The following is a 26,213-nucleotide window of genomic DNA, read 5'->3' on the forward strand; positions in this document are numbered from 1 at the left end:
CTGTTGGCCGGTGCGCGAGGCCTCTCAGGCGCGGTTCCACTTCTGGCCCGCCTGTCCGTTGCAGCTCCACAGGACCAGCGGGGTGCCGTTGGCGGTGCCTGACCCGTTGGCGTCGAGGCACAACCCGGCGTGGACGTTGCGGATCGTCCCGTCGGAGCCGATGGTCCACTTCTGGTTGTCCTGGCCGTTGCAGGACCAGGTGATGACCCGGGTGCCGTTGGCGGTGCCCTGGTTGTAGGCGTCCAGGCACTTGTCGCCGAAGACGCGGATCTCACCGCCCGCCCATGTGGTCCACAGCTGGTTGGCGGCCGTGTGGCAGTCCCAGATCAGTGCCGTGGCCCCGGCCGCGGTGGAGGCGTTGTCCACGTCCACACAACGGCCGGAGGCGCTGCCGCGCAGACGTGAGGTGGTGGCAGCCAGCGGGCTGCCACCGCTCACCCGGAACACGGCCACGCCATGCGCGGGGACGCTCGCCGAAATCTGCCCGGACGTGCTGGACGTACCGCCGGTCCACAGATCCGTGAGGGTGAACGGGCCGCCGGAGAGGCCGACTTGAGCGGCCGTGGTGGTGACCGTCGCGGTGCCCGCTCCCCGGTTGAACAGGCCCACCGCGACCGAGCCGTCGGACAGGGGCTTGGCGAACACCTCGGTGCTGCCGTCGTCGCGCACCCTGCGCCCGCCCGCGCCCAGCGGATCCTGGTTCACCGCCAGCAGACGCGGATTGCGCAGGATCGCGCTCACGTCGGCGGACATGGTGCGGATGTCGTTGCCGGCCATCAGCGGTGCGCTCAGCAGTGCCCACAGGGCGAAGTGGGAGCGGGACTCGGTCAGCGACAGGCCGGGACGGCCGACGACCAGCATGTCGGGATCGTTCCAGTGCCCTGGACCCGACTGCGCGGCCAGCGGGGCGGTGACGTCCAGGACGTTGCCGACGCCCATCGGATAGCTGTTGGTGTTGCCGTTCTGCCAGATGTCGAGCAGGTCCTCGGTCGTCCGCCACAGGTCGGCGACCTCGCCCCAGTTGTACGTGGCGCCGGTGATGGCGTGGAAGCTGTTGGGGTTGATGCTGTAGACGATCGGCCGCCCGGTCGCGCGCAGGGCGTCACGCATGAGCGAGAACCGCGCGACCTGCTCGTCACGGGTGCCGCTCGATGAACACCAGTCGTACTTGAGGTAGTCGACGCCCCACGAGGCGAACGTGGCGGCGTCCTGGGTTTCGTGTCCCCTGCTCCCCGTCGACCCGGGATAGGCACCGCTGGTCTGCGCACAGGTGCGTTCGCCCGGCACCTGGTAGATGCCGAACTTCAGGCCCTTGCCGTGGATGTAGTCCCCGAGGGCCTTCATCCCGCTCGGAAACTTGGTGGGATTGGCCCGAAGGTTGCCCGCGGCGTCACGCTGGGGGTCGAACCAGCAGTCGTCCACCACCACGTACCGGTAGCCGGCCTCGCGCATGCCCGAGGACACCATCGCGTCGGCGGCCTGCCGGACCTGCCCCTCGGAGACCCCGCATCCGAAACTGTTCCAGCTGTTCCATCCCAGCGGTGGAGTGAGTGCCGGGCTGCCGGGCGCGGCCGTGGCGGTGGAGTGGACGGCGGCCGTCACGGTCGCGGTGACCGTCAGCACGGCGGCCGCGAAGGTGCGAAGAAGTCGTCTGCCCGATCGTCTGGGCACGGTGGGCTCCTAATCCTTGAGTAAGCGGTTCCGGTTGGCTCCGTCAGGGGCGGCCCGGACTGTTGATGTGGTGCGGTTTGCGGCGGCCTCGTGGGCACCGGGCTGACCCCTCTGGGTTCCTGGTCCTCTGAGACCTTCTGAAAGACCGGTGGCGCCCGGTGTCTTCGGGCCGCTGCGAAACCCACCGGCCTGTGCCGAACGTTGATCGTCGTGGTGCAAGCCCTCCGCACGGTGACCCCCGCGTACTCCGCGAGCCGTTCGAGCTCTGATCGAGACCGGGGCCCGCGCGGTGCGCTGGTGTCGCGAACGGCTGGTGAGATGGCGGACCGTCGAGTCCTGGGATTAGGTCGCCGCGTGGCCCGCACAGGCTTGTCACCTGCGCAAACGCACGATGAGAGGGGAACGGCTTGAGCGTGTTCTGCGGGATCGACTGGGCCGAGTCGCACCACGATGTGGCCCTGGTAGATCAAGACGGCCAGCTGGTGGCCAAGCGCCGCATCAGCGACGACCTCGCCGGCTACCGGCTGCTGCTGGACCTGCTCGCCGAGCACGGCGACAGCCCCGAGACGCCGATACCAGTGGCCATCGAGACCTCCAGTGGCCTGCTCGTGGCCGTCCTGCGCACCGGCCGGCGGAAGATCTTCGCCATCAACCCGCTGGCCGCCGCCCGCTACCGCGACCGTCACGGCGTCTCGCGCAAGAAGTCCGACCCCGGCGACGCCCTGGTCCTGGCCAACATCCTGCGCACCGACATGCACGCCCACCGGCCACTGCCCGACGACAGCGACCTCGCCCGCGCCATCACCGTCCTGGCCCGCGCCCAGCAGGACGCCGTCTGGGCCCGCCAGCAGATCGCCAACCAGATCCGCTCGCTGCTGCGCGAGTACTACCCCGTCGCCCTGGACGCCTTCCTCGGCAAGCAAGGCGGCCTGACCCGGCCCGAGGCCCGCGCGGTGCTCGCCGTGGCGCCGACCCCGAGCACGGCGGCCCGGATGACCCTGCCGCAGCTGCGGGCCGCGCTCAAACGGGCCGGCCGCAGCCGCGGCATCGACGCCGAAGCCGAACGCCTCAAGACCGCCTTGCGGTTCGAGCAGGCCCACCAGCCCACGCTCGTCGAGGAGGCCATGGGTCGACAACTGCTCGCGCTGCTCACACAGTTGGATGCGGCCTGCAAGGCCGTCGAGGACCTCACCGAGGCGGTGGAGGCGTCTTTTCGTCGGCACCCGGACGCTGAAATCCTGCTCAGCTTCCCCGGCATGGGCATCCAGCTCGGCGCCCGGGTGCTCGCCGAGATCGGTGACGACCGCGCGCGGTTCGCCGATGCCCGGGCACTGAAGGCATACGCAGGATCGGCCCCCATCACCCGTGCCTCGGGCAAGAAACGCTTCGTCGGACGCCGCTACATCAAGAACAACCGCCTGACCAACGCCGGCCATCAGTGGGCCTTCGCCGCGCTCACGGCCTCGCCCGGAGCAGCTGCCCACTACCGGCGACGGCGCGACCGCGGAGACTGGCATGCCCAGGCCCAGCGGCACCTGTTCAACCGCATGATCGGCCAGCTCTACCACTGCCTGCAGACCCGGCAGCACTTCGACGAACAGCATGCCTTCACCTCCTCCTCGGCGGATCTGGCCGTAGCGGCTTGACTTCTTAGGCACGTGAGATGTCTTTCAGTGGATAGCTGCGACACATCCATTCCGATATGACACGTGCATGACATTCACGACACTCGCGGGACGTTCGAAATTTCGATGCTTTTTCGGATCGCCGCCGCCACGGATATTAGGCAGGCTGCTCAGCTTGTCAACTCCGTCGACCGTCCCGAGTTTCCTGGGCCTGGTCCGCACGGGAAGCGCAGAACTTCGAAACATTTCGGTTTACGGAACGAATCATGCGAGACATATTGACGGGAGCTCTCCACCCCCTACGATCCAGGATGCTCCCCGGTCGATTACCGTTCGCAATCTCGAACAGAGGGACCGACATTGGACATGTCATGCTCTCGTCAATACATGGACCGCCGTCGGGCCTTGGCCGTCGGCGCCGGCCTGGTCACCGGTGCGTGCCTCCCGCTGACCGGAGCCTCCCCGCCCGCCACAGCCGCTCCCTCCCAGGAGTCGCCCTTCGCGGCCGCCCCGGCGTACGCGAACCCGGTCATCTGGCAGGACTTCGCGGATATCGACGTCATCCGCGTCGGCGCCACCTACTACGCCTCGGCCTCGACGATGCACTACTCGCCCGGGGCACCCGTCCTGCGCTCGTACGACCTGGTGAATTGGGAGATCGCCGGTCACTCCGTGCCCGTCCTCGACTTCGGCGCCAAATACGACCTGAACGGTGCGCGTGGCTACGTCCGGGGCATCTGGGCGTCGTCGCTGGCCTACCGGCCGAGCAACAGGACCTTCTACTGGCTCGGTCAGATCGACTTCGCCAGGACGTACGTGTACACCGCCACCGCCGCCGAGGGGCCGTGGAGCAGACTGACGACGATCAGCACCCCGTACTACGACGCGGGGCTGCTCGTCGACACCGACGACACGCTGTACGTGGCGTACGGGAACACCACCATCAGCGTGGCCCAGCTCTCGCCCGACGGGCGCAACCAGGTCCGCACGCAGCAGGTCTTCACCACACCGTCGAGCGTCGGCACCCTCGAGGGCTCCCGCTTCTACAAGATCAACGGGCAGTACTACATCTTCCTGACCCGCCCGGCCAACGGCCAGTACATCCTGAAATCGTCGGGCGGCCCCTTCGGTCCGTACACGATGCGGCAGGTCCTCCTTGACCTGCGCGGGCCGATCCCCGGCGGCGGCGTCCCGCACCAGGGCGGGCTGGTCCAGACGCAGAGCGGCGCCTGGTACTACCTGGCCTTCGTGGACGCGTACCCCGGCGGCCGGATGCCTGCCCTGGCGCCGGTCACCTGGACCCCGGACGGCTGGCCCGTCGTCCAACTCGTCAACGGCGCATGGGGCACGTCGTATCCCAGCCCGACGGTGCCCACGCCACCCCGCCAGGTCACCCCGATGACCGGCGTCGACACCTTCGACGGTACGAGCCTCAAGCCGCGGTGGGAATGGAACCACAACCCGGACAACACCAAGTGGTCCGTCGACAACGGACTGACCCTGCGGACCGCGACCGTCACCCATGACCTGTACGGGGCCCGCAACACCCTCACGCACCGCATCCAGGGTCCCACCTCCACCGCCACGGTCCAGCTCGACTTCTCGGCGATGCACGACGGCGACCGGGCCGGACTCGCGCTGCTGCGTGACTCCTCCGCCTGGATCGGTGTCCAACGCGAGGGCGGCGCGACCCGGGTGTCCATGGTCAACGGACTGACCATGGACAGCAATTGGAACACCACCGGTACCGGAACCGAGGTCGCGAGCGCCCCCGTCTCCGGCAGCCGCGTCTGGCTGCGCGCGAGCGCGGACATCCGCCCCGGCTCGGCACGCCCCGGCACCTTCTCCTACAGCACCGACGGCACGAACTTCATCCGCCTCGGCCCCTCCTTCTCCATGGGCAACGACTGGCGGTTCTTCATGGGCTACCGATTCGCCCTCTTCAACCACGCCACCCTGGCGCTCGGCGGCGCGGTCCGCGTCCTGCGGTTCGAGCTGTCGACACCCTGATCCCATCCGATCGATCGCACAGCGCAACCCCCCACCCCACCGTACGAGGAGAACCATGAACCCGCTGAAACGGCTCGGCCGTCGCCGAGCCTCGGTGTTATCCCTGCTGGCCGTGGCCGCCCTGGTCACGCCCGGCGCCGCGACCGCCGCCCCCGACGCCGTCCGCGCCTCCACCCTGGGGGCCCAAGCGGCCCAGTCCGGACGGTACTTCGGGACCGCGGTGGCCGCCGGGCGGCTCGGCGACGGCACGTACACCGGGATCCTGGACCGCGAGTTCAACTCGGTCACGCCCGAGAACGAGATGAAGTGGGACACCATCGAGCGCTCTCGTGGCTCGTTCAACTTCGGCCCCGGCGACCAGATCGCCAACCGGGCCGCGTCGCACGGGCAGCGCCTGCGCGGACACACCCTGGTCTGGCACTCCCAACTGCCCAGCTGGGTCAGCTCCATCAGGGACGCCAACACCCTGCGCAGCGTGATGAACAATCACATCACCCAGGTGATGAACCACTACAAGGGCAAGGTCTACGCCTGGGACGTGGTCAACGAGGCCTTCGCGGACGGAGGCAGCGGCCAGATGCGCAGCTCGGTCTTCCGGGACGTCCTGGGCACCGGCTTCATCGAGCAGGCATTTCGCACCGCACGGTCTGCCGACCCGGCGGCCAAGCTCTGCTACAACGACTACAACATCGAGAACTGGAGCGACGCCAAGACCCAGGGCGTCTACCGCATGGTGCGCGACTTCAAGGCGCGCGGTGTGCCCATCGACTGCGTCGGCCTCCAGTCCCACTTCGGGGCGGGCGGACCGCCGTCGAGTTTCCAGACGACGCTGTCGAACTTCGCCGCTCTCGGCGTGGACGTCCAGATCACCGAGCTGGACATCGCGCAGGCATCCACGGCCGCGTACGCGAACACGGTGAGGGCCTGCTTGAACGTGGCACGCTGCACCGGGATCACGGTCTGGGGCATCCGCGACAGCGACTCCTGGCGCAGCGGTGAGAACCCGCTGCTGTTCGACCGGAGCGGCAACAAGAAGCCCGCCTACCAGTCGACGCTCACGGCGTTGGGTGGCAGCGCCGCGGCCCAGCGGACAGGCGCCCCTTCGCCCCGGTCCGCCACGGCACTCCCCTCCTCCTTCCGCTGGAGTTCGAGCGGACCCCTTGTCGCGCCCAAGCCGGACGCGACCCACAGGATCGCCGGGATCAAGGACCCGTCGGTCGTCTACTACAACGGCAAGTACCACGTGTTCGCGAGCACCGCGAGCCCCTCCGGGTACAACCTGGTGTACCTGAGCTTCAGTGACTGGTCGCAGGCCGGCTCGGCCACCCACCACTACCTCGACCGCACGGCCATCGGCGCCGGGTACCGGGCCGCGCCCCAGGTCTTCTACAACACACAGCAGCGCCTGTGGTACCTCGTCTACCAGACCGGCAACGCCTCGTACTCCACCAACCCCGACATCAGCAACCCCAACGGGTGGAGCGCACCCCGCAACTTCTACTCGTCGATGCCGGACATCATCAGGCAGAACATCGGCAACGGCTACTGGGTCGACATGTGGGTGATCTGCGACAGCGCCAACTGCTACCTGTTCTCCTCCGACGACAACGGCCACCTGTACCGCTCCCAGACGACTGTCGGCCAGTTCCCGAACGGCTTCACCAACACCGTCATCGCGGCCCAGGACTCCAAGTACGCCCTGTTCGAGGCGAGCAACGTCTACAAGGTGCAGGGCAGCAACCAATACCTGCTCCTGGTCGAGGCGATCGGCTCGGACGGACGGCGCTACTTCCGCTCCTGGACATCCAGCAGCCTCGCCGGATCCTGGTCACCCCTGGCCGCGTCCGAGAGCAACCCGTTCGCCAAGTCGAGCAACGTGACGTTCCCCGCCGGTACCTGGACCCGGGACATCAGTCACGGCGAGATGATCCGCGCGGGCTACGACCAGACGCTCACGATCCCGGCCTGCAAGCTGCAGTACCTGTACCAGGGCAAGGACCCCAACGCCGGCGGTGACTACGACAACCTGCCGTGGCGACTGGGCCTGCTCACCCAGACCAACTCGACCTGCTGACGGTACGGGCCCCGCACCGCGTGCGGGGCCTTCGCGGACCACAAAGCGCTGCGGGCCGAGGCCAGCCGCGCCCGAAGAAGGACGCGGACCGAGCCTCGGCCCCCTGGTGCCCGCTCAGCCGCCGCTGACCGTCAGGTTGTTGGTGGTGAAGTTGAGTCCGCCGGACGACGAGGTGATCTCATAGCCGAACTGCACGTCGCCGATGATCTCGTTGCCGGGCATCCAGCCCTTGGTGTAGGCGATCCAGTTGAGGATCGGCTTGACGTCCACGGTCCCCGCGTTGGAGTCGGACGTCCGCAGGAACGAGAACACCTGGTTCGACCCGTTGGTGCCCTTGTAGACGTTCCAGTTGTGGCCGCCGAGCGTGACGTTGGCCTGATAGGTGCCGATCGGGCCGACGGCTCCGTTGTAGTTGACCCACAGCATGATCTCGTACTGGTGGTCGTTGTCCCAGATGTCGTACGACGAGTTGTACGCGCCGGACGACGGGACGCTGACGTTGTAGTTGCTGGTGAGCCAGCCGAGGGAGTCGATCGTCTTGTTGATCGTTTTCGTCGAGTTGGCGTAGGACTTGATGCCGCCGGTGTTGGGGTGGTCGGCCCAGACGCCCCAGTTGGTCCCGGAGTTGGCCCAGACGCACTGGCTGCCGGCGCCGGAACCCCAGACGTTGTTGTACAGCTTGTAGCCGTCCAGACCGGTGCTGCCCCACCGGTCGCAGGAGTTCCAGACTGCTGCCGAAGCGGGGGCGGAGGCGAGGCCGACGATGGCACCGAGAGCCATCGTCGGTGCCAGCACGGCCATGCCGACCTTGCGTATCGCGCTTTTTACCATGGTGTCCCTTCCACGGGTGGGGGGAATTGTGGGGGTGCTACCACGCCCACTGACTGAGGACGTGGTCCTCTCCGGCGACGGGATCCATCGGCTGCGCGTCACCGGAAGAAGGTCTGGCAGAAGGACCAGTCGGTGGGGGCGACTGGAGAAGCCTCTCGGGTATCAGTGGGCGCTGCCGTTCTTGTCGATGAGCTGCTTGTACCAGTCGCGCAGTTTGTCGCCGCCGGAGGACTTCCACGTGGAGATGGCGGCCTGCACATCGGACAGCTTGCGGTTGCCGCGCACGTAGTCGATCTCCAGCTGCTCAAACTGGCTTTCGAGGTGGGCGTAGCGGGCCGGCTCGACGATGTTCATGCCGTAGATGGACGTCTTCTTCATGAAGGCCCCCATCCGCTGCTGCCACTCGACCTGCTTGCGGGCGACCTCGGGGAAGTCGGGGTGGGCGAAGTACGGAGCCGGAGCCGCCAGCATGTTCCAGGTGTTGATCACCTCGGTGTTGCCCTGGTCGTTCTTGACCGGCACGCCGTCCTTGACCGTGTAGTGGGTGCCCTCGACGCCGTAGTCGACGAGCATCCGCTCCTTGGTGCCGTAGGGCGCCGCCGCGAAGTTGGCTGCGGCCAGCGCGTTCTCGATCGTCGTCTTCGAGGCGCCCTTGCGGATCAGCGACCAGATGGTGGCGGGCGAGGACGCCCACAACGTGGGGTTGCCGCCGTCCGCGCCGAAGATGTCCATACCCTCGATCTGGAAGTCCGGATGGGCCTCGGCCTGTTCCACGGTCTGGGTGTACCAGGGGGTCATGTCGCCTTCGAAGACCAGGATCTGGCCGGCGGTGAAGCGCTGGCTCGCGTCGCCCGTGCGTGCCTTGTCGTCGGGGTGGACCACGCCCGCGTCGAACAGCTTGCGGGTCCACTCCAGGGCTTCCAGGTACTCGGGCCGCTCCTTGCCGTACCTCAGCTTGCCGTCGTCGTCGATGTTCCAGTCGGGACAGGCACCGAAGATGCTCCCGGAGACCCAGCTCATGTCTCCGCAGGCCCACACCTTGGCCTTGGCGCTGGTGGCCTCCTTGGCCCAACTGAGGAACTCGTCGGCCGACTTGGGGACGGACCAGCCCTTCTTGTCGAAGATGTCCCTGCGGTAGTAGGGCACTATGAAGCTTGCGGGGGCGGTGGGCATCGGTATGCCGCGCAGCGCGCCGCCGAAGATGCCCATGCGCCAGGCGTCGGAGGGGATCGCGGCCAGGTTCGGGTACTTCTTGACCTTGTCGCCCGCCAGGTAGGGGCCGAGGTCCATGAACTTCGCGGTAACCGCGTTCGCGATCTTGCCGACCAGTTCCCAGCTCGGCACGACCACCATGTCGGGAATGGAGCTGGAGGCCAGGACGGCGCCCAGCTTCTGGCCATAGGTGTTGCCGTCCTGGTTCTGCCAGGTGACCTTCGTGCCCGCCGCCGCGTCCAGCGCCGTGTAGTAGGCGCAGCCGGCCTTCGGCGGGGAGCCCCAGAACGGGGACATGATCTTGAAGGGGGCGCCGGTGCCGAGCTTCTCCGGGACCGAGGCCTTGAGGGCCGCGAGGTCGACCTTGCCGGTGTAGCCGGCGGCCGAGCCGTTCTTGGACGGCAGGTCCGGGTTCGCGACCGTGCTGGCGACGAAGGCCGGGAGCAGCTTGTCCGCGGCCTTGCCCGACGTGGTCCCTTCGCGCTCGCCGCTGTCCGAGCCGCCACAGGCGGCAAGCAGCGGCATCCCGCCCGCCACCGCTGCGGTGGCGACCGCGGTGGAGGCGAGGAAGCTTCTCCGGCTCGGCCCGGAAGGACCGGAGGAGGGGGCAGCGGCGTTCGGCGTCATTGCGTCAACCCTTCATGGCGCACCAGGACACCCGGCGGCGGACCGTCGGCTGCGGCGTCGTGACTGGAAATGGCTGAGCGAAAACTGACATCCAATCACTTCGCTGTAGTACGTAGTCGAAGCGCTTCGATGTTGCTGCGAGGTTAAGTGAACACCCAGGGGCGCACAAGGGTCGCTGCCAAGATCCTCCGAGACGGGAAGTCGGCCTACTTCGCGCCCTTGTTGGCACGACGGCATCGATGTCTCGGCATCGATCCTGCGCATGCCGAGCGTCGAAGCGCTTCGAACATGTGACCATTTTATCGCTATGAGATCCCATGTGTCCGCGCGCCCAGACCGCACACGGAGTCGTGGCGTGCCTGGGAGTCGCCGCACAAAAGCCCGGCACCGGAAGGCTTGGGTGCCGGGCTCGGTCGGGTCTGGAAGATCAGCGGGATTCGCCTGGTTTCCGCTGGGTCGCCATCAGTACGGTGACCAGTTCATTCAGCCCGTCGAATCGCCAATCGAAGGTGTCACGGCTCGTGGGCGGGTCCCCGACGGGCCGGTGGACGTAGGCGGTCCGCATCCCCTTCGCCCGGGCTCCGCGCAGGTCCCAGGCGTGGGCGGCCACCATGAGCACGCGGTCCGGCGCGCATCCGGCGGCGTCGAGGGCGAGTTGGTACACCTCCGGGGCCGGCTTGTAGGCCTGGACGGTTTCGGCGGACAAGGCCTGGTGCCAGCGGAGTCCGGCATGGGCGTTGAGCCGTAGCAGAGTGGTGCGTGCGGCGTTGGAGAGCCCGAGTACGGGGAAGTGCCGGGACAGTTGCTCGAGACCGGCCAGGGAATCGCCCCAGGGAGGCAGCCGCTGCCCTGCCGTGGCCAGCCGAGCCACGGCCCGCGGATCGGTGAACCCGGCGCGGGCGGCGACCAGTTGAGCCGCCTCCGCGTCGATGACCGAGGTGTTGGCGTATACGCGGCTTCCTTGGCCGATGCGTCGCTGCTGTCGCTCGCCGTACCGCTGCCACAAGGCGAGCAGTTCGCCGACCTGCTCCTCGCCGGACGCGGGCACCGCTTCACGGATCCCCGCTCGAAGCCCGCTCGGTTCGTCGACGAGGGTGCCGAGGACATCGAAGACGACGACCTCCACGTCGCGGACGGCGGCCATACGGACTCCCGTTCACACCGATGTCACCTACTCGACCGGTGATGATCCTGCCACCCGGAATCATCACCGGTCAAGGCGGTCACGTGCGGCTGGACGTGACCCGGAGCCGGTCAGCCGTTGGCCAGGAGCTCCAGCGTGTCGATCACGCGGTTCGAGAAACCCCACTCGTTGTCGTACCAGGCCACGACCTTCACATGGCGGCCCTCCACGCGGGTCAGGGCCGAATCGAAGATCGACGAGGCGGGATTGCCCGTGATGTCCGAGGAGACCAGCGGGTCCTCCGAGTACTCGAGGACGCCCGCGAGGGGCCCCTCGGCGGCGGAGCGATAGGCCGCCAGTACGTCCTCGCGGGTCACGTCACGCGCGACGGTCGTGTTCAGCTCGACGAGGGAGCCGACGGGGACCGGGACGCGGATCGAGTCACCGGACAACTTGCCGTCCAGGTTGGGCAGCACGAGGCCGATCGCCTTGGCGGCGCCGGTCGTCGTGGGCACGATGTTGACGCCGGCGGCGCGGGCGCGACGGGCGTCGCGGTGCGGGCCGTCCTGGAGGTTCTGCTCCTGCGTATAGGCGTGCACGGTCGTCATGAAGCCGTGCTCGATGCCGGCGAGCTCGTCGAGCACCGAGGCGAGCGGTGCGAGCGCGTTGGTCGTGCACGAGGCGTTGGAGACGATCGTGTGCACGTCCGGGTCGTAGGCGTCGGTGTTGACCCCGTACGCCAGCGTGACGTCGGCGCCGTCCGAGGGGGCACTGACGAGGACCTTCATGGCGCCCGCGTCGAGGTGGGCGCGGGCGGCCTTGGCCGAAGTGAACCGTCCGGTGGCCTCCAGCACGATGTCGATGCCGAGTTCGGCCCACGGCAGCTGCGCGGGTTCACGCTCGGCGAGCACGGTGATGCGACGGCCGTCGACGACCAGGGTGTTCCCGTCGACGGTCACCGGACGGCCGAGTCGGCCGGCCGTGCTGTCGTAGGCGAGCAGCCTCGCGAGGGTGGCGGGCTCGGTGAGGTCGTTGACGGCGACGACCTCCAGGGCGCTGTCGCGTTCGAGGAGCGCGCGCAGCACATTGCGTCCGATGCGGCCGAATCCGTTGATGGCGATGCGAGTCATGAATGGTGTCCCTTCCTTGTGCCCACCAGGCTCGCGCGCGGCATCGACCGCTGACAGTGGCGGGATCGCCATGGTTCAAAAGGATCGCGCCACGCTCGACCGGGAACGGGCCCCTCTGGGAAAGGAGTGGACGGAGCGATGCCCCGGCTTGTAGCTTGCGCTTGACCGCGACGCCGCCCGAGGAGGTGAGACCCATGAACGCTGTATCGATGTGGGTGCTCCCCCTTGCCGTCACGGTCGGGCGATTGACGTAGGTGTCGCCGGGAGTGCCTCCGCAACAAGGCACTCCCGAAAGGCAACACCTATGGACTCTTCGCCATTCTCCGACGCCGATCGCGCGCCCGTGTTCGACGTGATCATTGCCGGGTGCGGACCGACCGGCGCGATGCTGGCCGCCGAACTCCGGCTGCACGACGTGCGGGTTCTTGTCCTGGAGAAGAAAACCGAGCCCGTTCCGTTCGTCCGCATCGTCGGTCTGCACATGCGCAGTCTTGAGCTGATGGCCATGCGGGGACTGCTGGATCGCATGCTCGAACACGGACGAAAGCGTCCGCCGGCCGGATTCTTCGCCGCCATCGACAAACCCGCGCCCAAGGGCCTGGATTCCGCGCACGCCTATCTGCTGGGCATCCCGCAGCCGACGATCGAGCGTCTGCTCGAAGAGCATGCGACCCAACTGGGTGCGCAGGTCAGGCGCGGTGGTGCGGTGGCCGGTCTCGAGCAGGACGCCGAGGGTGTGACCGTCGAGCTGGCCGACGGCCAACAGCTGCGTTCGCGCTATCTCGTCGGCTGTGACGGCGGGCGCAGCACGGTGCGCAAACTGCTCGGCGTCGCCTTCCCCGGTGAGCCCTCGCGGACCGAGACGCTCATGGGCGAGATGCAAGTGGGTGTGCCGCAGGAGGAGATCGCCGCCAAGGTCTCCGAAATCAACAGGACCAACAAGCGATTCTGGCTCCGGCCCTTCGGCAATGGCGCATACAGCGTCGTGGTCCCCGCCGGTGGAGTCAGCGATCGCGCGAAACCGCCCACCCTCGAGGATTTCAGACAACAGCTGCGCACTGTCGCCGGAACCGATTTCGGCGTGCACTCTCCGCGCTGGTTGTCCCGCTTCGGGGATGCCACCCGGCTGGCCGAACGCTATCGGGTCGGGCGAGTGCTGCTGGCCGGCGACGCGGCACACATCCATCCGCCCACCGGCGGTCAGGGTCTGAATCTGGGCGTTCAGGACGCCTTCAACCTCGGTTGGAAACTCGCCGCACAGATCCGCGGCTGGGCGCCGGAAACACTGCTGGACACCTACCAGGCCGAACGCCGTCCGGTCGCAGAGGACGTGCTGGACAACACCCGCGCCCAGATGGAACTGCACTCCACCGAACCGGGCCCGCAGGCCGTGCGCAGGCTGCTCACCGAACTGATGGACTTCGACGAGGTGAACCGCCATCTCATCGAGAAGATCACCGCGATCGGTATCCGCTACGACTTCGGCGAAGGCCCCGACCTGCTCGGCCGCCGCCTGCCCGACCTCGACGTGAAGGGCGGACGCCTCTACGGTCTGCTGCATCGCGGCCGCGGACTGCTGCTGGACCGCACCGAACGCCTGACCGTCGGCGGCTGGGCGGACCGGGTCGATCACCTCACGGACCCCACTGCGGCACTCGATGTTCCCTGCGTTCTGCTGCGCCCCGACGGTCATGTCGCCTGGATCGGCGACGATCAGCAGGACCTGGACGCCCACCTCTCCCGCTGGTTCGGCAAGCCCGCCGAGTGATGTCGTTGGTCGGCCACGGGCGGCCGTGCGTTCATCCACGGCCGTCTGTCGAACATCGGCTCTCAGGGCTACTCGCCCCGGGTGAACGTACGGCGGTACTCGCTCGGCGTCGTCCCCAGGATCCGCTGGAAGTGCGTCCGCAGGTTCGCACCGGTGCCCAGCCCGACGTCGGTCGCGATCTGCTCGACACTCCGCTCCGAACGCTCCAGCAGCTCGCGGGCCATGTCGACGCGGGCGCGCATGACCCACTGCATCGGCGTGTATCCGGTCTCCTCGACGAAGCGCCGTGAGAAGGTGCGCGGCGAGACCGCCGCCTGGCTCGCCAGGAGGTCGAGGGTGAGGGGTTCGTCGAGTCGGTGCAGGGCCCATTCCCGGGTGGCGGCGAAGCGCTCGCCGAGCGGCTCGGGCACGCTGCGCGGCACGTACTGCGCCTGACCGCCACTGCGGTAGGGGGCGGCGACCAGGCGCCGGGCCGCATGGTTGGACGCGGCCACTCCGAGGTCGCCGCGCAGGACGTGCAGACACAGGTCGATGCCGGAGGCGGCGCCGGCCGATGTCAGCACGCTGCCCTCGTCGACGAACAGCACGTTCTCGTCGACCCGGACGAGGGGATGCTTCGCCGCGAGCGCCCTCGTGTAGTGCCAGTGGGTCGTGGCGCGTCTGCCGTCGAGCAGGCCGGTCGCGGCCAGCGCGAAGGCGCCGGTCGAGATGGCGGCCAGCCGCGTGCCCCGGCCGTGGGCCGCGACCAGCGCCTCGACGACGGCCGGCGGCGGGTCCTCCCGGTCCGGGAACCGGTAGCCGGGGATGAAGACGAGGTCCGCCCACGCGAGCGCCTCCGGGCCGTGGGCGACGTGGTACGACAGCCCGTCCCCACCGCTCACCAGCCCCGAGGCCGCGCCGCACAGCCGTACCTCGTACGGCATGCTCGCGCGCGTGCTGAACACCTGCGCGGGGATGCCGACGTCGAGCGGTTTGGCGCCTTCGAGGACGAGAACGGCGACGCGGCGAAGGCGGGAGGCGGACACGGGGACAGGCTACGCGGAGGTCAGGCGTCCTCGATCGTCGCCGTGACGGGCGTGCCGATCTCGACCGTGCGGCTGACCGTGCACAGGCGGTCGTGGGAGGTCTTCACCGCGCGGGGCAGGATGGTGCGGGCCCGGTCGGCGCCCTCTCCGTCGGGGAAGGCGACGGTGAAGGTGACCGCGAGGTCGGTCAGCCGGTTGCCGAGCTCGTCGTTGATCTTGTTTCCGCTCACCTCGACGGAGAAGGCGGTGGGCTCGGCGTGACGGCTGGTGGCGAGATCGACGTCGACCGCCGTGCAGCCGCCGAGCGCCGCGAGGAGCAGTTCGACGGGGGTGAACTCGCTGTCGGAGCCGGTGCCGAAGCTGATCGTGCCGCCGCGGGTGTTGGTGGCGACGAAGTGGCCGGTACTGGTGCGCTCGACCGTGACGGACCGTGCGGAGTTTTCGCTCATGCCGAGGACATTAGTCCGGGGTGCCGAGCGGTGCCCGCGGGCCCGGTACCTTGCCCGGATTGAGCAGGCCGCGAGGGTCGAGGGCGTCCTTGGGCAGGCCGACGCCGTGTTCGCCGGTGACGGTACCGCCGAGGGAGAGAGCGTCGGCGAGGATGCCGAGGGACGGTGACGCGATCCGCGGGCGGTCACCACTCGGCGTCCAGCGCCTCCACCAGCCGGGAGACGGCGCTCAGGTCGGGCACACTGCGCAGCTTGGCCACGGCCTCGCGGCTGCCGAACGCACGCTGCTCGGCCGTCATCGCCGGATCGACCGCGCAATCGGCCTGTACGTACACGTAGTTGAGGTCTGTCGCGAAGAGCATCGAGAACGCGTTCAGCTTCTTGATCACCGCGCGGCCCCCGGCGTCCCGGTAGGCACGCACCAGGCACCGTGCCGCATCGGCGTCGAAGCGGTTGCCGCCCGACCACACGTGGACGGCACGGGCCAGTTCACGCTCCGCGGAGACGGGCCCGGCGTTGTCCCAGTCGAGCAGGACCGGTCCGTCGGGGCCGACCAGGACGTTCTGCGGCCGCATGTCGAGATGGGAGGTCACCACGTCACCGGGAGACGACGGCGAGACATGCCGCGCCAGCTCAACGGCTGTCGTGGCGGCGAACCGGCTCAGCTCCCCCGCCCAGGGCAGACCGGCCCGCTCCACCTTCCCGAGCAGTTCGGCCCAGTCGGACTCCGGGTTGCACCGTTCGTACCAGCCACTCGGTGTCCCGCTCGTGCCCGCTCCCGCCTTGTGCAGGATGGCGAGCGTACGGCCGCACCAGCTCAGGGTCTCCGGGTCCGACGGATCGGCCGCGGTGCCGTCGACCCAGTCGTACAGCTTCACGTAGGAACCCTCGGGGAGCCGTACGACATGGGCGCCGGTGCGGTCGGGCAGGAGACGTGGCGCGGAGATGCCCAGCGTCTCCGCCGCGTCGCGCAGTGCGGACTCGGCGCCGACGTCCGGCTCGTCCTTCTCGAAGAGCAGCTCCTTCACCGCCCAGGCGGTGCCGTTCCCGGACAGCTTCCAGATCTGTCCCAGGGCACCGCGGGCGACAGGCGTCATCGTCCAGTCCCCCGCGCCGAGCGCATAGGCGTCCGCGATGAACTCACCCGTGTCCCGCATACAACTCCCCGCTTCCGCAGCCCAGTTGATCAGAGCCTATCCGCAGCAGCCCGACGGCTTGGCCGAACCGGCTTCCAGACCGCAGAAGCAGGACGCCTCGACGGCTACGTCAGCCGGCGCGGCGGCGATCCGCGGTTGTCCCCGTTCGAGTGGGAGGGCGCCGTAGGCATGGCGGTGTCGGCACACGTGTTGTTGGCGCGCTGCGGAACCGTCCGTGCCTCGCGGGTGCGCGCTCCGTCGGCGGGTTCGCCGGTGCGCAGGTCCTACGGCTGCCGGGGCGTGACGTTCATCAACGCGTCCGCCAACCGAGCTGCGTACGGCGCGTTCCACACCGCGCAGTCCTCGGCGGGCGTCGCCTGCGGGTAGCGGGCGCGGAGGGAGCGCGCAGTCGGGGTCGGCGGCGGCCGTCTTCTCGAAGCAGGCCACGGCCTCTGCATGCTGGAAGACGTATGCCCGCACCAGGCCGATCTGTCCTCAGAACGAACGCAGGTGCCGGAGAGGGGACTGGTGAAACCGTCAGTCCTCTCTCCGGCACCTGCCGGCCGGTGCTAAGCCGTCACACACGGAAGATCTCGAGGAAACTGCTCCAGAAGCCCTTCTTGACCGGCTTCTGCGCCGCGGGCGCGGGGACGCGTGCCGCGGGGGCGGGCTGCGGGACGACGGCCGGGCGGGGCGCGGTGGAGGACCCGTACGCCGATGCCATCCGGGTGGCCGGGGTGGGGCTGAACTGGACGGGGAGGGTGGCCAGGGCGCGGTGGAACGGTCCGGGACGCCACTCCAGTTTCTCGGCGGGGACGCTCAGCACCAGGTCGGGCAGGGCGTTGAGGATCAGCTCGATGGCGGTGACCGCGATGACCTGGGCCGGGCTCTTGGCCGGGCAGGCATGCGGGCCCGCGCCCCAGGCGAGGTGGGCGCCGCGGCTGTGGGCCTGGCCCGACGAGGTGAGCGCCGGGTCGCTGTTGGCCCCGGCAAAGCTGATGACCAGGGGGGAGTTCGCCTGCACCACCACTCCACCGAGGTCGACGTCCTGCACCGGGAAGTGCGTCGCGTAGTTGGCGATCGGCGGGTTGTTGAGCAGGACGTGGTCGAGGGCGTCCTCGATCTGCATGCTCGGCCCGTTGTCGCCCTCCCGGTCGAGGAGCAGCAGGAGGGCGTTGGCGATGAGGTTGCGCTCGGGCTCCACCCCGGCGCCGACCAGCATCACCAGCTGGTCCTTGAGCTCCTCGTCGCTGAGGCCGGCGGGGTGCTGGACCAGCCAGGAGGTGATGTCGTCGCCGGGTTCGCGGCGCTTGAGGGAGACCAGCTCCATGAAGCAGGCGGTGAGTTCGTCGCTGGCGCGCAGCGCGTCCTTGCCGTCGAACATGTCGGCCATCGCGCTCGTGACGCGGTCGCCGATGGCGGCGGGGCAGCCGAAGAGCTTGTTGATCATCAGCAACGGCAGCAGCTTGGCGTAGTCGTTGATCAGGTCCGCCCGGCCCCGCTCGCTGAACTGGTCGATGAGGTAGGCGGCGATCGGTTCGACGTCGCGGCGGATGCGGGTGACGTTGAGCCGGTCGAGGCTCTCGGTGACCGCCTTGCGCAGCCTCAGGTGCTGGGCGCCGTCGGTGAACAGGCAGTTGGGCCGGTACGCCATCATCGGCAGAACGGGGCTGTCGAGGGGAACGCGGCCGTCGTTGAGGGCGGTCCAGCGGCGGCCGTCGCGCGCGAACAGGGAGGGGTTCTGGAGCACCCGCAGGGCCGTCTCGTGTCCGACGACCAGGGTGGCGTCGACGCCGGGGGCCAGTTCTACCGGGCCCGCGGGTCCGTGCGCCCGCAGGTAGTCGTAGACCTTCTGCGGGTCTGCGGCGAAGGAGCCGTCGTACATGGGGCATCTGGCCGCACCGGTGGCGGCCGTGTCGTGAACGTCCATGTCTGTGTCCTTTGGTGGCCCGGACCGTGCGGTCCGGGCGGGGGGTGGTGGTTCAGGCAGCGCGGTCGAGGAGGTGACGCACGAGGGCGATCAGGGCGCGGGCGGAGGAGCGCTGGTCGCGGGCGTCGCAGTAGATGACGGGCGTGTCCGGAAGCAGGTCGAGGGCTTCGCGGATCTCGTCCTCCTCGAAGTGGCTGGTCTGCGAGAAGGTGTTGACGGCGATCGCGTACTCGAGGCCGTACTCGTCGATCAGGTCGATGACCGGGAAGGTCTCCTCCAGGCGTGAGGGGTCGACCAGGAGCAGGGCGCCGAGCGCGCCGCGGGCCATGTCCTCCCACAGCTGCATGAAGCGCTGCTGTCCGGGGGTGCCGAACAGGTACAGCACCAGCTCGTCGCTCAGGGTCAGCCGGCCGAAGTCCAGCGCCACGGTGGTGGTCGCCTTCTCCGGCGCCCCGCGCAGGTCGTCGACGTGCATGGACGCCTGCGTCATCTTCTCCTCGGTGCGCAGCGGAGTGATCTCCGACAGCGACCCGATGAAGGTCGTCTTGCCCACGGCGAAGTGTCCGACCACCAGGATCTTCGCGGCGGTGGTCACCTCGGCGGACACGTAGATGGAGCCGTTCGCCCCGGGGTCAGCCGATGTTGAGGGTTTCGAGTCCATGCAGAACCTTCTCGAGTATCGCTCGGGGAACGTGCTGGGCGGGGGCCGGTTCAGCGCGACGCAGGAGGTGCCCCTGCTCGAATAAATCGGACAGCAGCAGTCGGGCCACGCCGACGGGCAGTCCCAGATGACCGGCGACTTCGGCGACCGACAGGTAGCCGCCCGAACAGAGCTCCCAGATGGCCCGTACCTCGGGTCCGGCCCCGAGCGGCAGGGTCCGGTCGGGGGCCAGGCACACCAGCGTGTGCAGGGCCAGGTCGTCGTCGGAGGGGAGACGACGCCCGCCCGTGATGACGTAGGAGCGGACGAAGTCGCTGGTTACCGGAGCGTCCTCGCCAGGCCAGGTCATGCGTCTACGCCGGTGTTCTGGCGCGGAGTGGCGCTCATCGCCTTGGTCAGCGCGCCCACCGTCTTCTGCATCCGGATCGACATGGCCTCCATGTCGACGTCCAGAGCGGTCGAGACGGCGAGGTAGGAACCGCTGCCCCCGGCGATGAGGAAGATCCATCCGCCGTCGAACTCGATCAGTGTCTGCTTCCAGAGGCCCTTGCCGCCGCCGACGAAGGGGGCGACGCTGCGGCACAGGGACTGCAGGGAGCTCATCGCGGCGGCGTTGCGTTCGGCGTCGTCACGGACGATGCCGTCGGACCGCTGCATCAGCAGGCCGTCCGCCGAGACGAGGATGGCGTGGCGGGCTCCGCGCACCTCGAGCACGTCGTTCAGCACCCACGACAGATCGGGATTCACTGGTTCTGAGGTCCTTCCGTGTTGTCTGAGTCCCGCCCGAGCAGGGTTCCGCGAGCGAATGCCTTGAGCCGCGAGGCGGTCTCTTCGCCGGCCGCGTCCAGGTCGGGTACGTCCGCGCCGGGCGAGGCCACCACGGAGACGGAGCCGTTGCGCCGACGGCGGCGCTTGGGGAGGCCTCCGGCGGTCTGTCCGACGACGAGGGAGGCGACGGGAGTCGGCTTGGCCGCCACGGGCTCGCCCTCGTGGTCGTCGAGTTCGACGGGCGCGGGTGCGGGCACGTCCGCCGTCAGAAGGTTCTCGGGCACCCGGATCACGGCACGCACACCGCCGTAGGGGGAGACCGCGTCGACGGAGACGTGGAACCCGTAGTGGGCGGCGAGCTTCCCGGAGAGGGCGAAGCCGAACTTGGGCGGGTCGCCGAGGCTCGTGATGTCCACGGATCCGCCGGTGGTCAGCAGGGACGCGGCGCGGGCCTTGGTCTCCTGGTCCATACCGAGACCGGCGTCGTCGACGATCAGGCATATCCCGGTGGGTACGGCCTGGATGTTGATCTCGACGGGGGTGCCGGGGGCGCTGTACTTGGTGGCGTTGTCGAGCAGTTCGGCCAGGACCATCGCGACCGGTTCGACGGCGCGGCTGGTGATCGCCACGTTGGCCTGCGAGTGGACCCTGACCCGCTCGAAGTCGCGGATCCGCCCCTGGGCGCTGCGGGCGACGTCGTACACCGAGGCGTCCCGGTCGCGTCGCCCGAGCCACCCGCCGCAGAGCACCGAGATGCCCTTGGTACGGCGGCTGAACTGGCTGCCGGTGTGGTCGACCAGCATCAGGTCGGCGAGGACGGTGTGGTCGTCGCCGTACTTCTGCTGGAGGCCGTCGAGCAGGGCCAACTGCTCCTCGGCCAGGGTCGCCAGGGTGCCGACGGCCGACTTCAGGGTCGCCTTCGTCGCCGACTCGGCGTCCTTGCGCACCTCTTCCAGATCCGCGGCGTGCCGCGCGCTCACCGACGAGTAGGTCGTCTGGAGCTCGGCGAGCTGACCTCGCACACTCGCGACGTCGCCGTGCAGTTTGTTGTTGTTCGCGCGGAGCTGGATGTTGGTTCTCCGTGCGCGCATCACTGCGAAAATCGCAGCGATGAGTACCACGAGCAGGACCCACAGGAGTGGATCTTCGAACAATGACGTCATGAGACTCTCTTCAAGTCGCCTCGCGTCGGGAGACTGACCATGCATGGGCCCCCGGAATTGCCCGCCACTGTGCGGTGCGGGCCTTACCGGCGGACCAACCGTCACTCCTTCACGATGGGGCCGTTTTGGCTGTCCCCCGTACGCGCGTATGACGCGTCATCAGCCTACTGAAAAGTGTAATGATCTTATCAGCCGTCACAGTGTCAACAGGCGTATCAGGGGCCACACTTGACGACTCTCCACAAAGATCCCGCAAAGGCCCCATCGGCCACCGTCAGCAGTCGCCGCCGACCGCCCTCGCCCCGCTCACCGTTCCGTTCATGATCAACGCGCGCAGCCTACCAAGGCTGCGAGAACGCTCTCCGACCCCTCGGTGAAAACTCGTTTGCGGCCGCCGGGGCCGCCCCGGACCCTTGCCGCATGCCCTATCTCCTGCGCGCTGCCGCGCCCACCGACGCGCCGGCCGTCACCGAGTTGCTCAACGAGATCGACCGGATCGAGGTCGGACGGCCCGAGACCGATCTGCACACGGTGGAGTCCGATCTGGGGCACCCCGAGACCGACCTCGACCGCGACTCCTGGCTGGCCTTCGCCGGAGCCCGTCTGGTGGCGTACGCCCTGGTGTGGGACGACTCGAAGGGCGAGCGCATCAGCGCCGACCACTATGTGCTGCCCGACCACCAGCAGGCCGGCGTACTCCTGCTGGAGGCGATCGAGACCAGGGCACTGGAGAAGGCCCGCGCGAACGGCGCCTCGAAGGCCGTACTCCATCTGCACCTCAACTCGGCGCCCACGACCGACCTCGCGCTGATACGGGCGCGAGGCTGGTCGGCAGTACGGCGCTATCACGTACTGGAGCGGGCGCTGCGCAGGAGCGAGGACCGGTCGCCGGAGCCACCCGCGGGCGTGCGGGTGCGGGCCTGCGCCGACGAGGCGGACCGGAAGCAGACCCACGCCCTCTACCAGGCCACGTTCGCCGAGCACTTCGACTTCCAGCCGCGCGAGTACGAACAGTGGCTGCACGACATCCACGCCGACCGGCTCGACTGGTCCCTCGTGTGGCTCGTCTCCACCGAGGACCTCGGGTACGTCGGCTTCCTGATCGCCCGCGACGACCGCGAGGCCATGGGGTGGATCCGCAGCCTCGGCGTCGTCCGCGAGGCCCGCGGCCGTGGCCTCGGCGGACTGCTGCTGCGACAGGCCTTCGCGGCGTTCGCGGCCCGGGGGCGGGACACCGTGGGCCTCGGCGTGGACACCGAAAACGCAACCGGCGCCCCGGAGTTGTACGCCCGCAACGGAATGTCGGTCCATTACGCCGTCGACACCTGGGAAATCGTGGTGAGTTGAATTCCGATGGCCCGCGGGAGACCGCTATTGGTTTGTTCCGCGCAGCAATTCGCAGACAAAGTTCTCCTGAAGTGCACGCATTTTCCGCAAACCTTCCGCGTCGGCGGACTGGGTGATCTGGGCGGTGACCGAAAACGTCAGTGAACGACGGCCGTCGGGGGTGGCCGCGATCAACTGGGTATAACCGAGCGTGTTGCCGGTGTGGCCCAGGACGACGCCGCATCGCGTCTCGTAGCGGAAGAGGGCAAGACCCGCGGAGTTGCGGCCCGGCCCGGCGGGCTCGGACGCGCCCTTGACCCACTGCCGCTGCTGCTCGACGACCTTCCCGCCGTAGAGCCGTCCACCCGCGTAACCCCGGATGAAGTGGGTCATGTCGTTCGGCGTGGAGACGATGCCTCCGGAGGCCCAGACGCCCGACATGCCGATGACCTCGCTGACGTCCTGCGGGGACGCCGACGGGCTCACGTCATAGCCGTGCAGATAGGGCTTCGGCATCCGGTACCCCTGCGGGAGGCTGGTGGAGTGCAGGCTCAGCGGCGCGTAGACGCGTTGACGCAGGAGTTCTTCGTACGGTGTATGCGTCGCCGCCTCCGCCATGAGTGCTACGGCGATGTTGTCCGAGTTCGAGTAGCGGTACTGCGTGCCCGGCTTGAAGAGCAGGGGCTGGTCGGCGATGTAGTCGAGCAGGCGCCGGGAGTCGAAGTGGTGGCGCGGGTCGGCCCGCAGTTCGTCGAGGAACCCTGCGCTCCGGGAGTAGTCCGGCAGACCGCTGGTGTGGTTCAGGAGTTGACGAAGCGTCACTGAACCCCAGGCGGCGGGGAGTTGGGGCAGGCGCTTGCGCAGGGTGTCGTCCAGACGCAGGGTGCGGCGGTCGACCAGGGTGAGGGCGACCGCCCCGCTGAAGGCCTTGGCCGTGCTCGCGATGCGCATGTGGTCGTCGGGGCGTGGCGAGCGACGCGTGCTGATGTCGGCGACGCCGGCGCGCACGACTCGGGTCCCCTTCTCGGCCCGCAGGACGACGACGGCTCCGGGCGGGCCGCCGGGACGGCGCACGAAGTCGTCGAGCTGACGCCGCAGCGTCTGGTTGCCCGAAGCGTCGGCGGCGGTACAGCCCATCGCCGGGGACAGCGCGGCGAGGCAGGCCGCGAGGGCGGACGCCGCTCGCAGGCGGGATCGGCGTAGAGGCATGGAGGCTCCCGGGGTGGGACGTCATATCTCGTCAAGCCTCACCGGCAGCCACGGTCTCCTGCTTCCCGTGCTGCTGCATACGGACCAGTGGCGGGGGCACCGAGTGGTGCCGTGAATTCGCCCCGCCGGGATCAGCGGTCGCCCTTGTTCAACTTAGTTTGCGGGTACAACGGCATCTCCCGGGGCGGTCACCGGGGGTGCGGTCCGATTCGGTTTCCCGGCCCAGGAATGGCTCACGTCGATTTTCGAGGTGCCGCGTCGGCCACCGTTTGGGTGTTCGTCCCGGGTCCGTCGGTCGTGGGCTCGGGGTGCGGCGCCCGGCCGTCCGCTGAGCAGGGGTGGCCGTCCGCCGGTGGAGCTGCGCGGCGGACGGCCACCTCTGCTACTCGTGCGTGCCGGCCGATGTCACATCGAGCGGCGGCTGGTGCGTCGGAGGAGAACGAAGCCGGAGATCAGAAGGATCGCGCCCAGTGCGGCCGGCCACAGCTGGGTGCCGGTCTCGGCGAGACTGCTCTGGCTGCCCTGAGGCTCGGGCTGAGCGGCGACCGGGGGCTGGGCGACGGCTCCGGTGGTGCCGGTTCCGGGGTCGTCGGTCGCGGTGCCGTCCTGGGGGTCGGGCTGGTTCGCCTGGCCGTTGCCGTTGCCGTTGCCGTTGCCGGCCTCGGGTGACGGCGCGGTGGTGCTGTGGGCGGTGGGTGAGCTGTAGGTCTTCGGCTGGTCGGCGGCGGGGGCGGGGGCGGTCGTCTGGTCGCCGGCGGGGGCTTCGGTGGTCGGTGTGGGCTGCTGCTGCGGCTCGCCGTTGTTTCCGGGGGTGTCCTCGGAGCCGTTGTCGTCGCCGTTCCCGTTTCCGGGGTCCTGACTGGCACCGGGGTCCGGGGTGGAGCCGTTGCCGTTGTCGCCACCGGTCTCGCCGTTGCCGTTGTCGCCACCGGTCTCGCCGTTGCCGCCGCCGTTGTTGCCGTTGCCGTTGCCCGGGTCGTCCTGACCTGTGCCCGCGCCACACTGACGGCCGTCGTTGATGCAGCCGACCATCTCGTTCATCAGGTTCTCGTCGAAGACGTTGATGAAGTCGCCGTGGTCGGTGACGGGCTTGTGCAGCTGCTCCGGGAAGGAGTCGACCGCGAACAGCGGAGTCGTGCGGCCGCCGTCGTTCAGGCTCGGCGCGTCGACGTCGTAGACGATCCGCTGGACCAGCTGCGGAATGGCCTTGAAGCCGTTCGGGCAGGTGCCGTCGTTCTGGGCGAACGCCACGTGGGTGCGGTGATTGGCGCTGTCGATGTTGCGGCCGTCCCAGCAGCTCTGGAACTTGAACGTGCGCACCACGTCGCTGCCCTGCGGGCACAGCGGGTACTTGTCCTTCAGCTGCCGGTCCTCGAACCCGGTGCAGCTCCAGGACGCGTTGGCGTTGGCGGTGCCGTTGACGAAGGCCTTGGCGTCGCCGGTGATGATGCGCAGCAGACGCGGCATCGCGGTGACCTTGCTGCGGGGGTTGCCCACGAACGTCAGCGTCACTTCCTTGGGCGTGACGATCTGGCCGGCGTTGCCCTCGATGCCGCCGCCGGGCGAGTTGGCGTCCTGTTCCTGCGTTCCGTTCTGGAGCCGGATCACGGGCCAGTAGTACGTGGACTTGTCGCCCTGGTCGACACAGCTCGTCTCGGCGTTCGCCAGGTCCTGATCGCTCGCGAAGGCGGTGTTGGACTGGTTGCCGATGTAGTCGTGGAAGTGGTGGGCGCCGTTGGAGACACCCGGGGCGACGATGACGTTGTCCGAGTTGAACAGGCCGTTCGCGTTCACACCACAGCTGGTGACGAAGGTGCCACGGGAGGCGTCGCCCTGAGCCGGCGGCGCCTGCGCGGCGGACGGAGCACTGTTGATGTCGGCGTAGTCCGCGGCGACGGGGCCGTTGCCCGCCTGCCCGCCGTTGCCCTGCTGACCGTTCTGGTCCTGGCCGTCGCCCTGCTGGTCGTCGCCCTGCTGACCGTCCTGGTTCTGGCCGTCGCCCTGCTGGTCTCCCTGATCCTGGCCGTCACCCTGCTGCTGGTCCTGACCGTCGCCGTTCTCGTTCTCGGTCTCGCGCAGGGTGCAGCCGGCCATGTCGCCGAGGCCGTCCGGCTGCTCTCCCGTGTTTTCGAGCGCGGCGCTGATGCGCTGGATCGTGGCGGCGCGGTTCTCCTGGAGCGGGGCGACGATACGGCTCTGCGCGGACTCGCGGTCCTGCACCGACGGGTCCTGGAGTTGCTGGTAGGCCTCGGCTATCTGCTGGTCCAGCAGAGCGAGTTCCTTGTCGACGTCCGCCCTAGCCCCGTCCGGGACACTGGTGAGCGTGTCCCCGACGTCCGGGCAGTCGATCGTGACGGCTCCCCACGACGTCTGCTGTGGTGTGCCGCTCTCCGTGGCGGAGGCGTACACATTCACTGCGACCAGGCCACCACCCCCGAGCATCAACGCCACTGCGGCAAAGGTCGCACGTCGTGC

Annotated in this window: 20 protein-coding genes and 2 pseudogenes; 5 read left to right on the forward strand and 17 right to left on the reverse strand. The window is 68.8% G+C overall.

Features of this window, described 5'->3' with window-relative positions:
• Positions 1 to 24: 24 nt before the first annotated feature.
• Positions 25 to 1,671 (reverse strand): glycoside hydrolase family 27 protein, encoded by a 1,647-nt coding sequence (locus tag OG841_RS04040; RefSeq protein WP_328642740.1) that lies wholly within the window; start codon positions 1,669 to 1,671, stop codon positions 25 to 27.
• A gap of 407 nt (positions 1,672 to 2,078) precedes the next feature.
• Here OG841_RS04040 and OG841_RS04045 point away from each other — a divergent pair, with 407 nt between their 5' ends.
• The 3 genes from OG841_RS04045 to OG841_RS04055 all read left to right on the forward strand — a co-directional run bounded on the left by OG841_RS04045 (position 2,079) and on the right by OG841_RS04055 (position 7,380).
• Positions 2,079 to 3,317, forward strand: a complete 1,239-nt coding sequence (locus tag OG841_RS04045) for an IS110 family transposase (RefSeq protein ID WP_328638283.1) — start codon at positions 2,079 to 2,081, stop codon at positions 3,315 to 3,317.
• A 366-nt stretch (positions 3,318 to 3,683) separates the two neighbouring features.
• Entirely contained in the window at positions 3,684 to 5,306 is a 1,623-nt protein-coding gene (locus OG841_RS04050) for a glycoside hydrolase family 43 protein (RefSeq protein ID WP_371563485.1), read from the forward strand.
• A 55-nt stretch (positions 5,307 to 5,361) separates the two neighbouring features.
• Positions 5,362 to 7,380: a non-reducing end alpha-L-arabinofuranosidase family hydrolase gene (locus tag OG841_RS04055; protein ID WP_371563488.1), complete on the forward strand. Its 2,019-nt coding sequence runs from the start codon at positions 5,362 to 5,364 to the stop codon at positions 7,378 to 7,380.
• 114 nt (positions 7,381 to 7,494) lie between these two features.
• Here the strand turns inward: OG841_RS04055 and OG841_RS04060 are convergent, their stop codons facing one another.
• The 4 genes from OG841_RS04060 to gap form a co-directional block, all read right to left on the reverse strand.
• Positions 7,495 to 8,211: a glycoside hydrolase family 12 protein gene (locus OG841_RS04060; RefSeq protein WP_365124043.1), complete on the reverse strand. Its 717-nt coding sequence runs from the start codon at positions 8,209 to 8,211 to the stop codon at positions 7,495 to 7,497.
• Positions 8,212 to 8,373: 162 nt separating this feature from the next.
• Entirely contained in the window at positions 8,374 to 10,050 is a 1,677-nt protein-coding gene (locus OG841_RS04065; protein ID WP_371563491.1) for an extracellular solute-binding protein, read from the reverse strand.
• Positions 10,051 to 10,477: 427 nt separating this feature from the next.
• A complete protein-coding gene (locus tag OG841_RS04070; protein ID WP_371563494.1) occupies positions 10,478 to 11,194 on the reverse strand; it encodes a haloacid dehalogenase type II in 717 nt (238 codons plus the stop codon).
• A gap of 110 nt (positions 11,195 to 11,304) precedes the next feature.
• On the reverse strand, positions 11,305 to 12,303 hold the full coding sequence (gene gap / locus OG841_RS04075; RefSeq protein WP_328642735.1) for a type I glyceraldehyde-3-phosphate dehydrogenase: 999 nt from the start codon (positions 12,301 to 12,303) through the stop codon (positions 11,305 to 11,307).
• A gap of 304 nt (positions 12,304 to 12,607) precedes the next feature.
• Between gap and rox the strand changes: the two genes are divergently transcribed.
• Entirely contained in the window at positions 12,608 to 14,071 is a 1,464-nt protein-coding gene (gene rox / locus OG841_RS04080) for a rifampin monooxygenase (protein WP_371563498.1), read from the forward strand.
• Positions 14,072 to 14,139: 68 nt separating this feature from the next.
• Here the strand turns inward: rox and OG841_RS04085 are convergent, their stop codons facing one another.
• From OG841_RS04085 to OG841_RS04130, 10 genes and pseudogenes are all read right to left on the reverse strand, one after another.
• Positions 14,140 to 15,096 (reverse strand): GlxA family transcriptional regulator, encoded by a 957-nt coding sequence (locus OG841_RS04085; protein ID WP_365120649.1) that lies wholly within the window; start codon positions 15,094 to 15,096, stop codon positions 14,140 to 14,142.
• A gap of 20 nt (positions 15,097 to 15,116) precedes the next feature.
• Positions 15,117 to 15,545: an OsmC family protein gene (locus OG841_RS04090; RefSeq protein WP_328642732.1), complete on the reverse strand. Its 429-nt coding sequence runs from the start codon at positions 15,543 to 15,545 to the stop codon at positions 15,117 to 15,119.
• 10 nt (positions 15,546 to 15,555) lie between these two features.
• Positions 15,556 to 15,732: pseudogene (locus OG841_RS04095) on the reverse strand (FAD-linked oxidase C-terminal domain-containing protein); the annotation flags it as partial.
• A complete protein-coding gene (locus tag OG841_RS04100; RefSeq protein WP_328642731.1) occupies positions 15,731 to 16,702 on the reverse strand; it encodes a phosphotransferase enzyme family protein in 972 nt (323 codons plus the stop codon). The pseudogene OG841_RS04095 and the gene OG841_RS04100, both read right to left, overlap by 2 nt.
• Positions 16,703 to 16,896: 194 nt before the next feature.
• Positions 16,897 to 17,167 (reverse strand): annotated as a pseudogene (locus OG841_RS04105) (hypothetical protein); the annotation flags it as partial.
• Between the two features lie 91 nt (positions 17,168 to 17,258).
• On the reverse strand, positions 17,259 to 18,611 hold the full coding sequence (locus OG841_RS04110) for a cytochrome P450 (protein WP_328642730.1): 1,353 nt from the start codon (positions 18,609 to 18,611) through the stop codon (positions 17,259 to 17,261).
• Between the two features lie 52 nt (positions 18,612 to 18,663).
• Positions 18,664 to 19,272, reverse strand: a complete 609-nt coding sequence (locus tag OG841_RS04115) for a GTP-binding protein (RefSeq protein WP_028807646.1) — start codon at positions 19,270 to 19,272, stop codon at positions 18,664 to 18,666.
• On the reverse strand, positions 19,244 to 19,621 hold the full coding sequence (locus tag OG841_RS04120; RefSeq protein WP_007386762.1) for a DUF742 domain-containing protein: 378 nt from the start codon (positions 19,619 to 19,621) through the stop codon (positions 19,244 to 19,246). The genes OG841_RS04115 and OG841_RS04120 overlap by 29 nt, the downstream gene beginning before the upstream one ends.
• On the reverse strand, positions 19,618 to 20,019 hold the full coding sequence (locus OG841_RS04125) for a roadblock/LC7 domain-containing protein (RefSeq protein ID WP_007386761.1): 402 nt from the start codon (positions 20,017 to 20,019) through the stop codon (positions 19,618 to 19,620). The genes OG841_RS04120 and OG841_RS04125 overlap by 4 nt, the downstream gene beginning before the upstream one ends.
• The gene (locus tag OG841_RS04130; RefSeq protein ID WP_328642729.1) at positions 20,016 to 21,203 is read right to left on the reverse strand and encodes an ATP-binding protein; all 1,188 of its coding nucleotides are present in this window, start codon (positions 21,201 to 21,203) and stop codon (positions 20,016 to 20,018) included. Before OG841_RS04130 ends, OG841_RS04125 begins: the two co-directional genes overlap by 4 nt.
• A 420-nt stretch (positions 21,204 to 21,623) precedes the next feature.
• On the opposite strand from OG841_RS04130, the gene OG841_RS04135 reads away from it, so the two are divergent.
• Positions 21,624 to 22,550, forward strand: coding sequence for a GNAT family N-acetyltransferase (locus OG841_RS04135; RefSeq protein ID WP_328642728.1), 927 nt, complete (start codon positions 21,624 to 21,626; stop codon positions 22,548 to 22,550).
• A gap of 24 nt (positions 22,551 to 22,574) precedes the next feature.
• Here OG841_RS04135 and OG841_RS04140 read toward each other — a convergent pair whose 3' ends face one another.
• Both OG841_RS04140 and OG841_RS04145 read right to left on the reverse strand, forming a co-directional pair.
• Positions 22,575 to 23,738, reverse strand: a complete 1,164-nt coding sequence (locus tag OG841_RS04140; RefSeq protein WP_371563508.1) for a serine hydrolase domain-containing protein — start codon at positions 23,736 to 23,738, stop codon at positions 22,575 to 22,577.
• Positions 23,739 to 24,143: 405 nt separating this feature from the next.
• Positions 24,144 to 26,180, reverse strand: a complete 2,037-nt coding sequence (locus tag OG841_RS04145) for a DUF1996 domain-containing protein (RefSeq protein WP_371570556.1) — start codon at positions 26,178 to 26,180, stop codon at positions 24,144 to 24,146.
• Positions 26,181 to 26,213: the final 33 nt, after the last annotated feature.

This window comes from Streptomyces canus (genome assembly GCF_041435015.1).
GTDB lineage: Bacteria > Actinomycetota > Actinomycetes > Streptomycetales > Streptomycetaceae > Streptomyces > Streptomyces canus_G.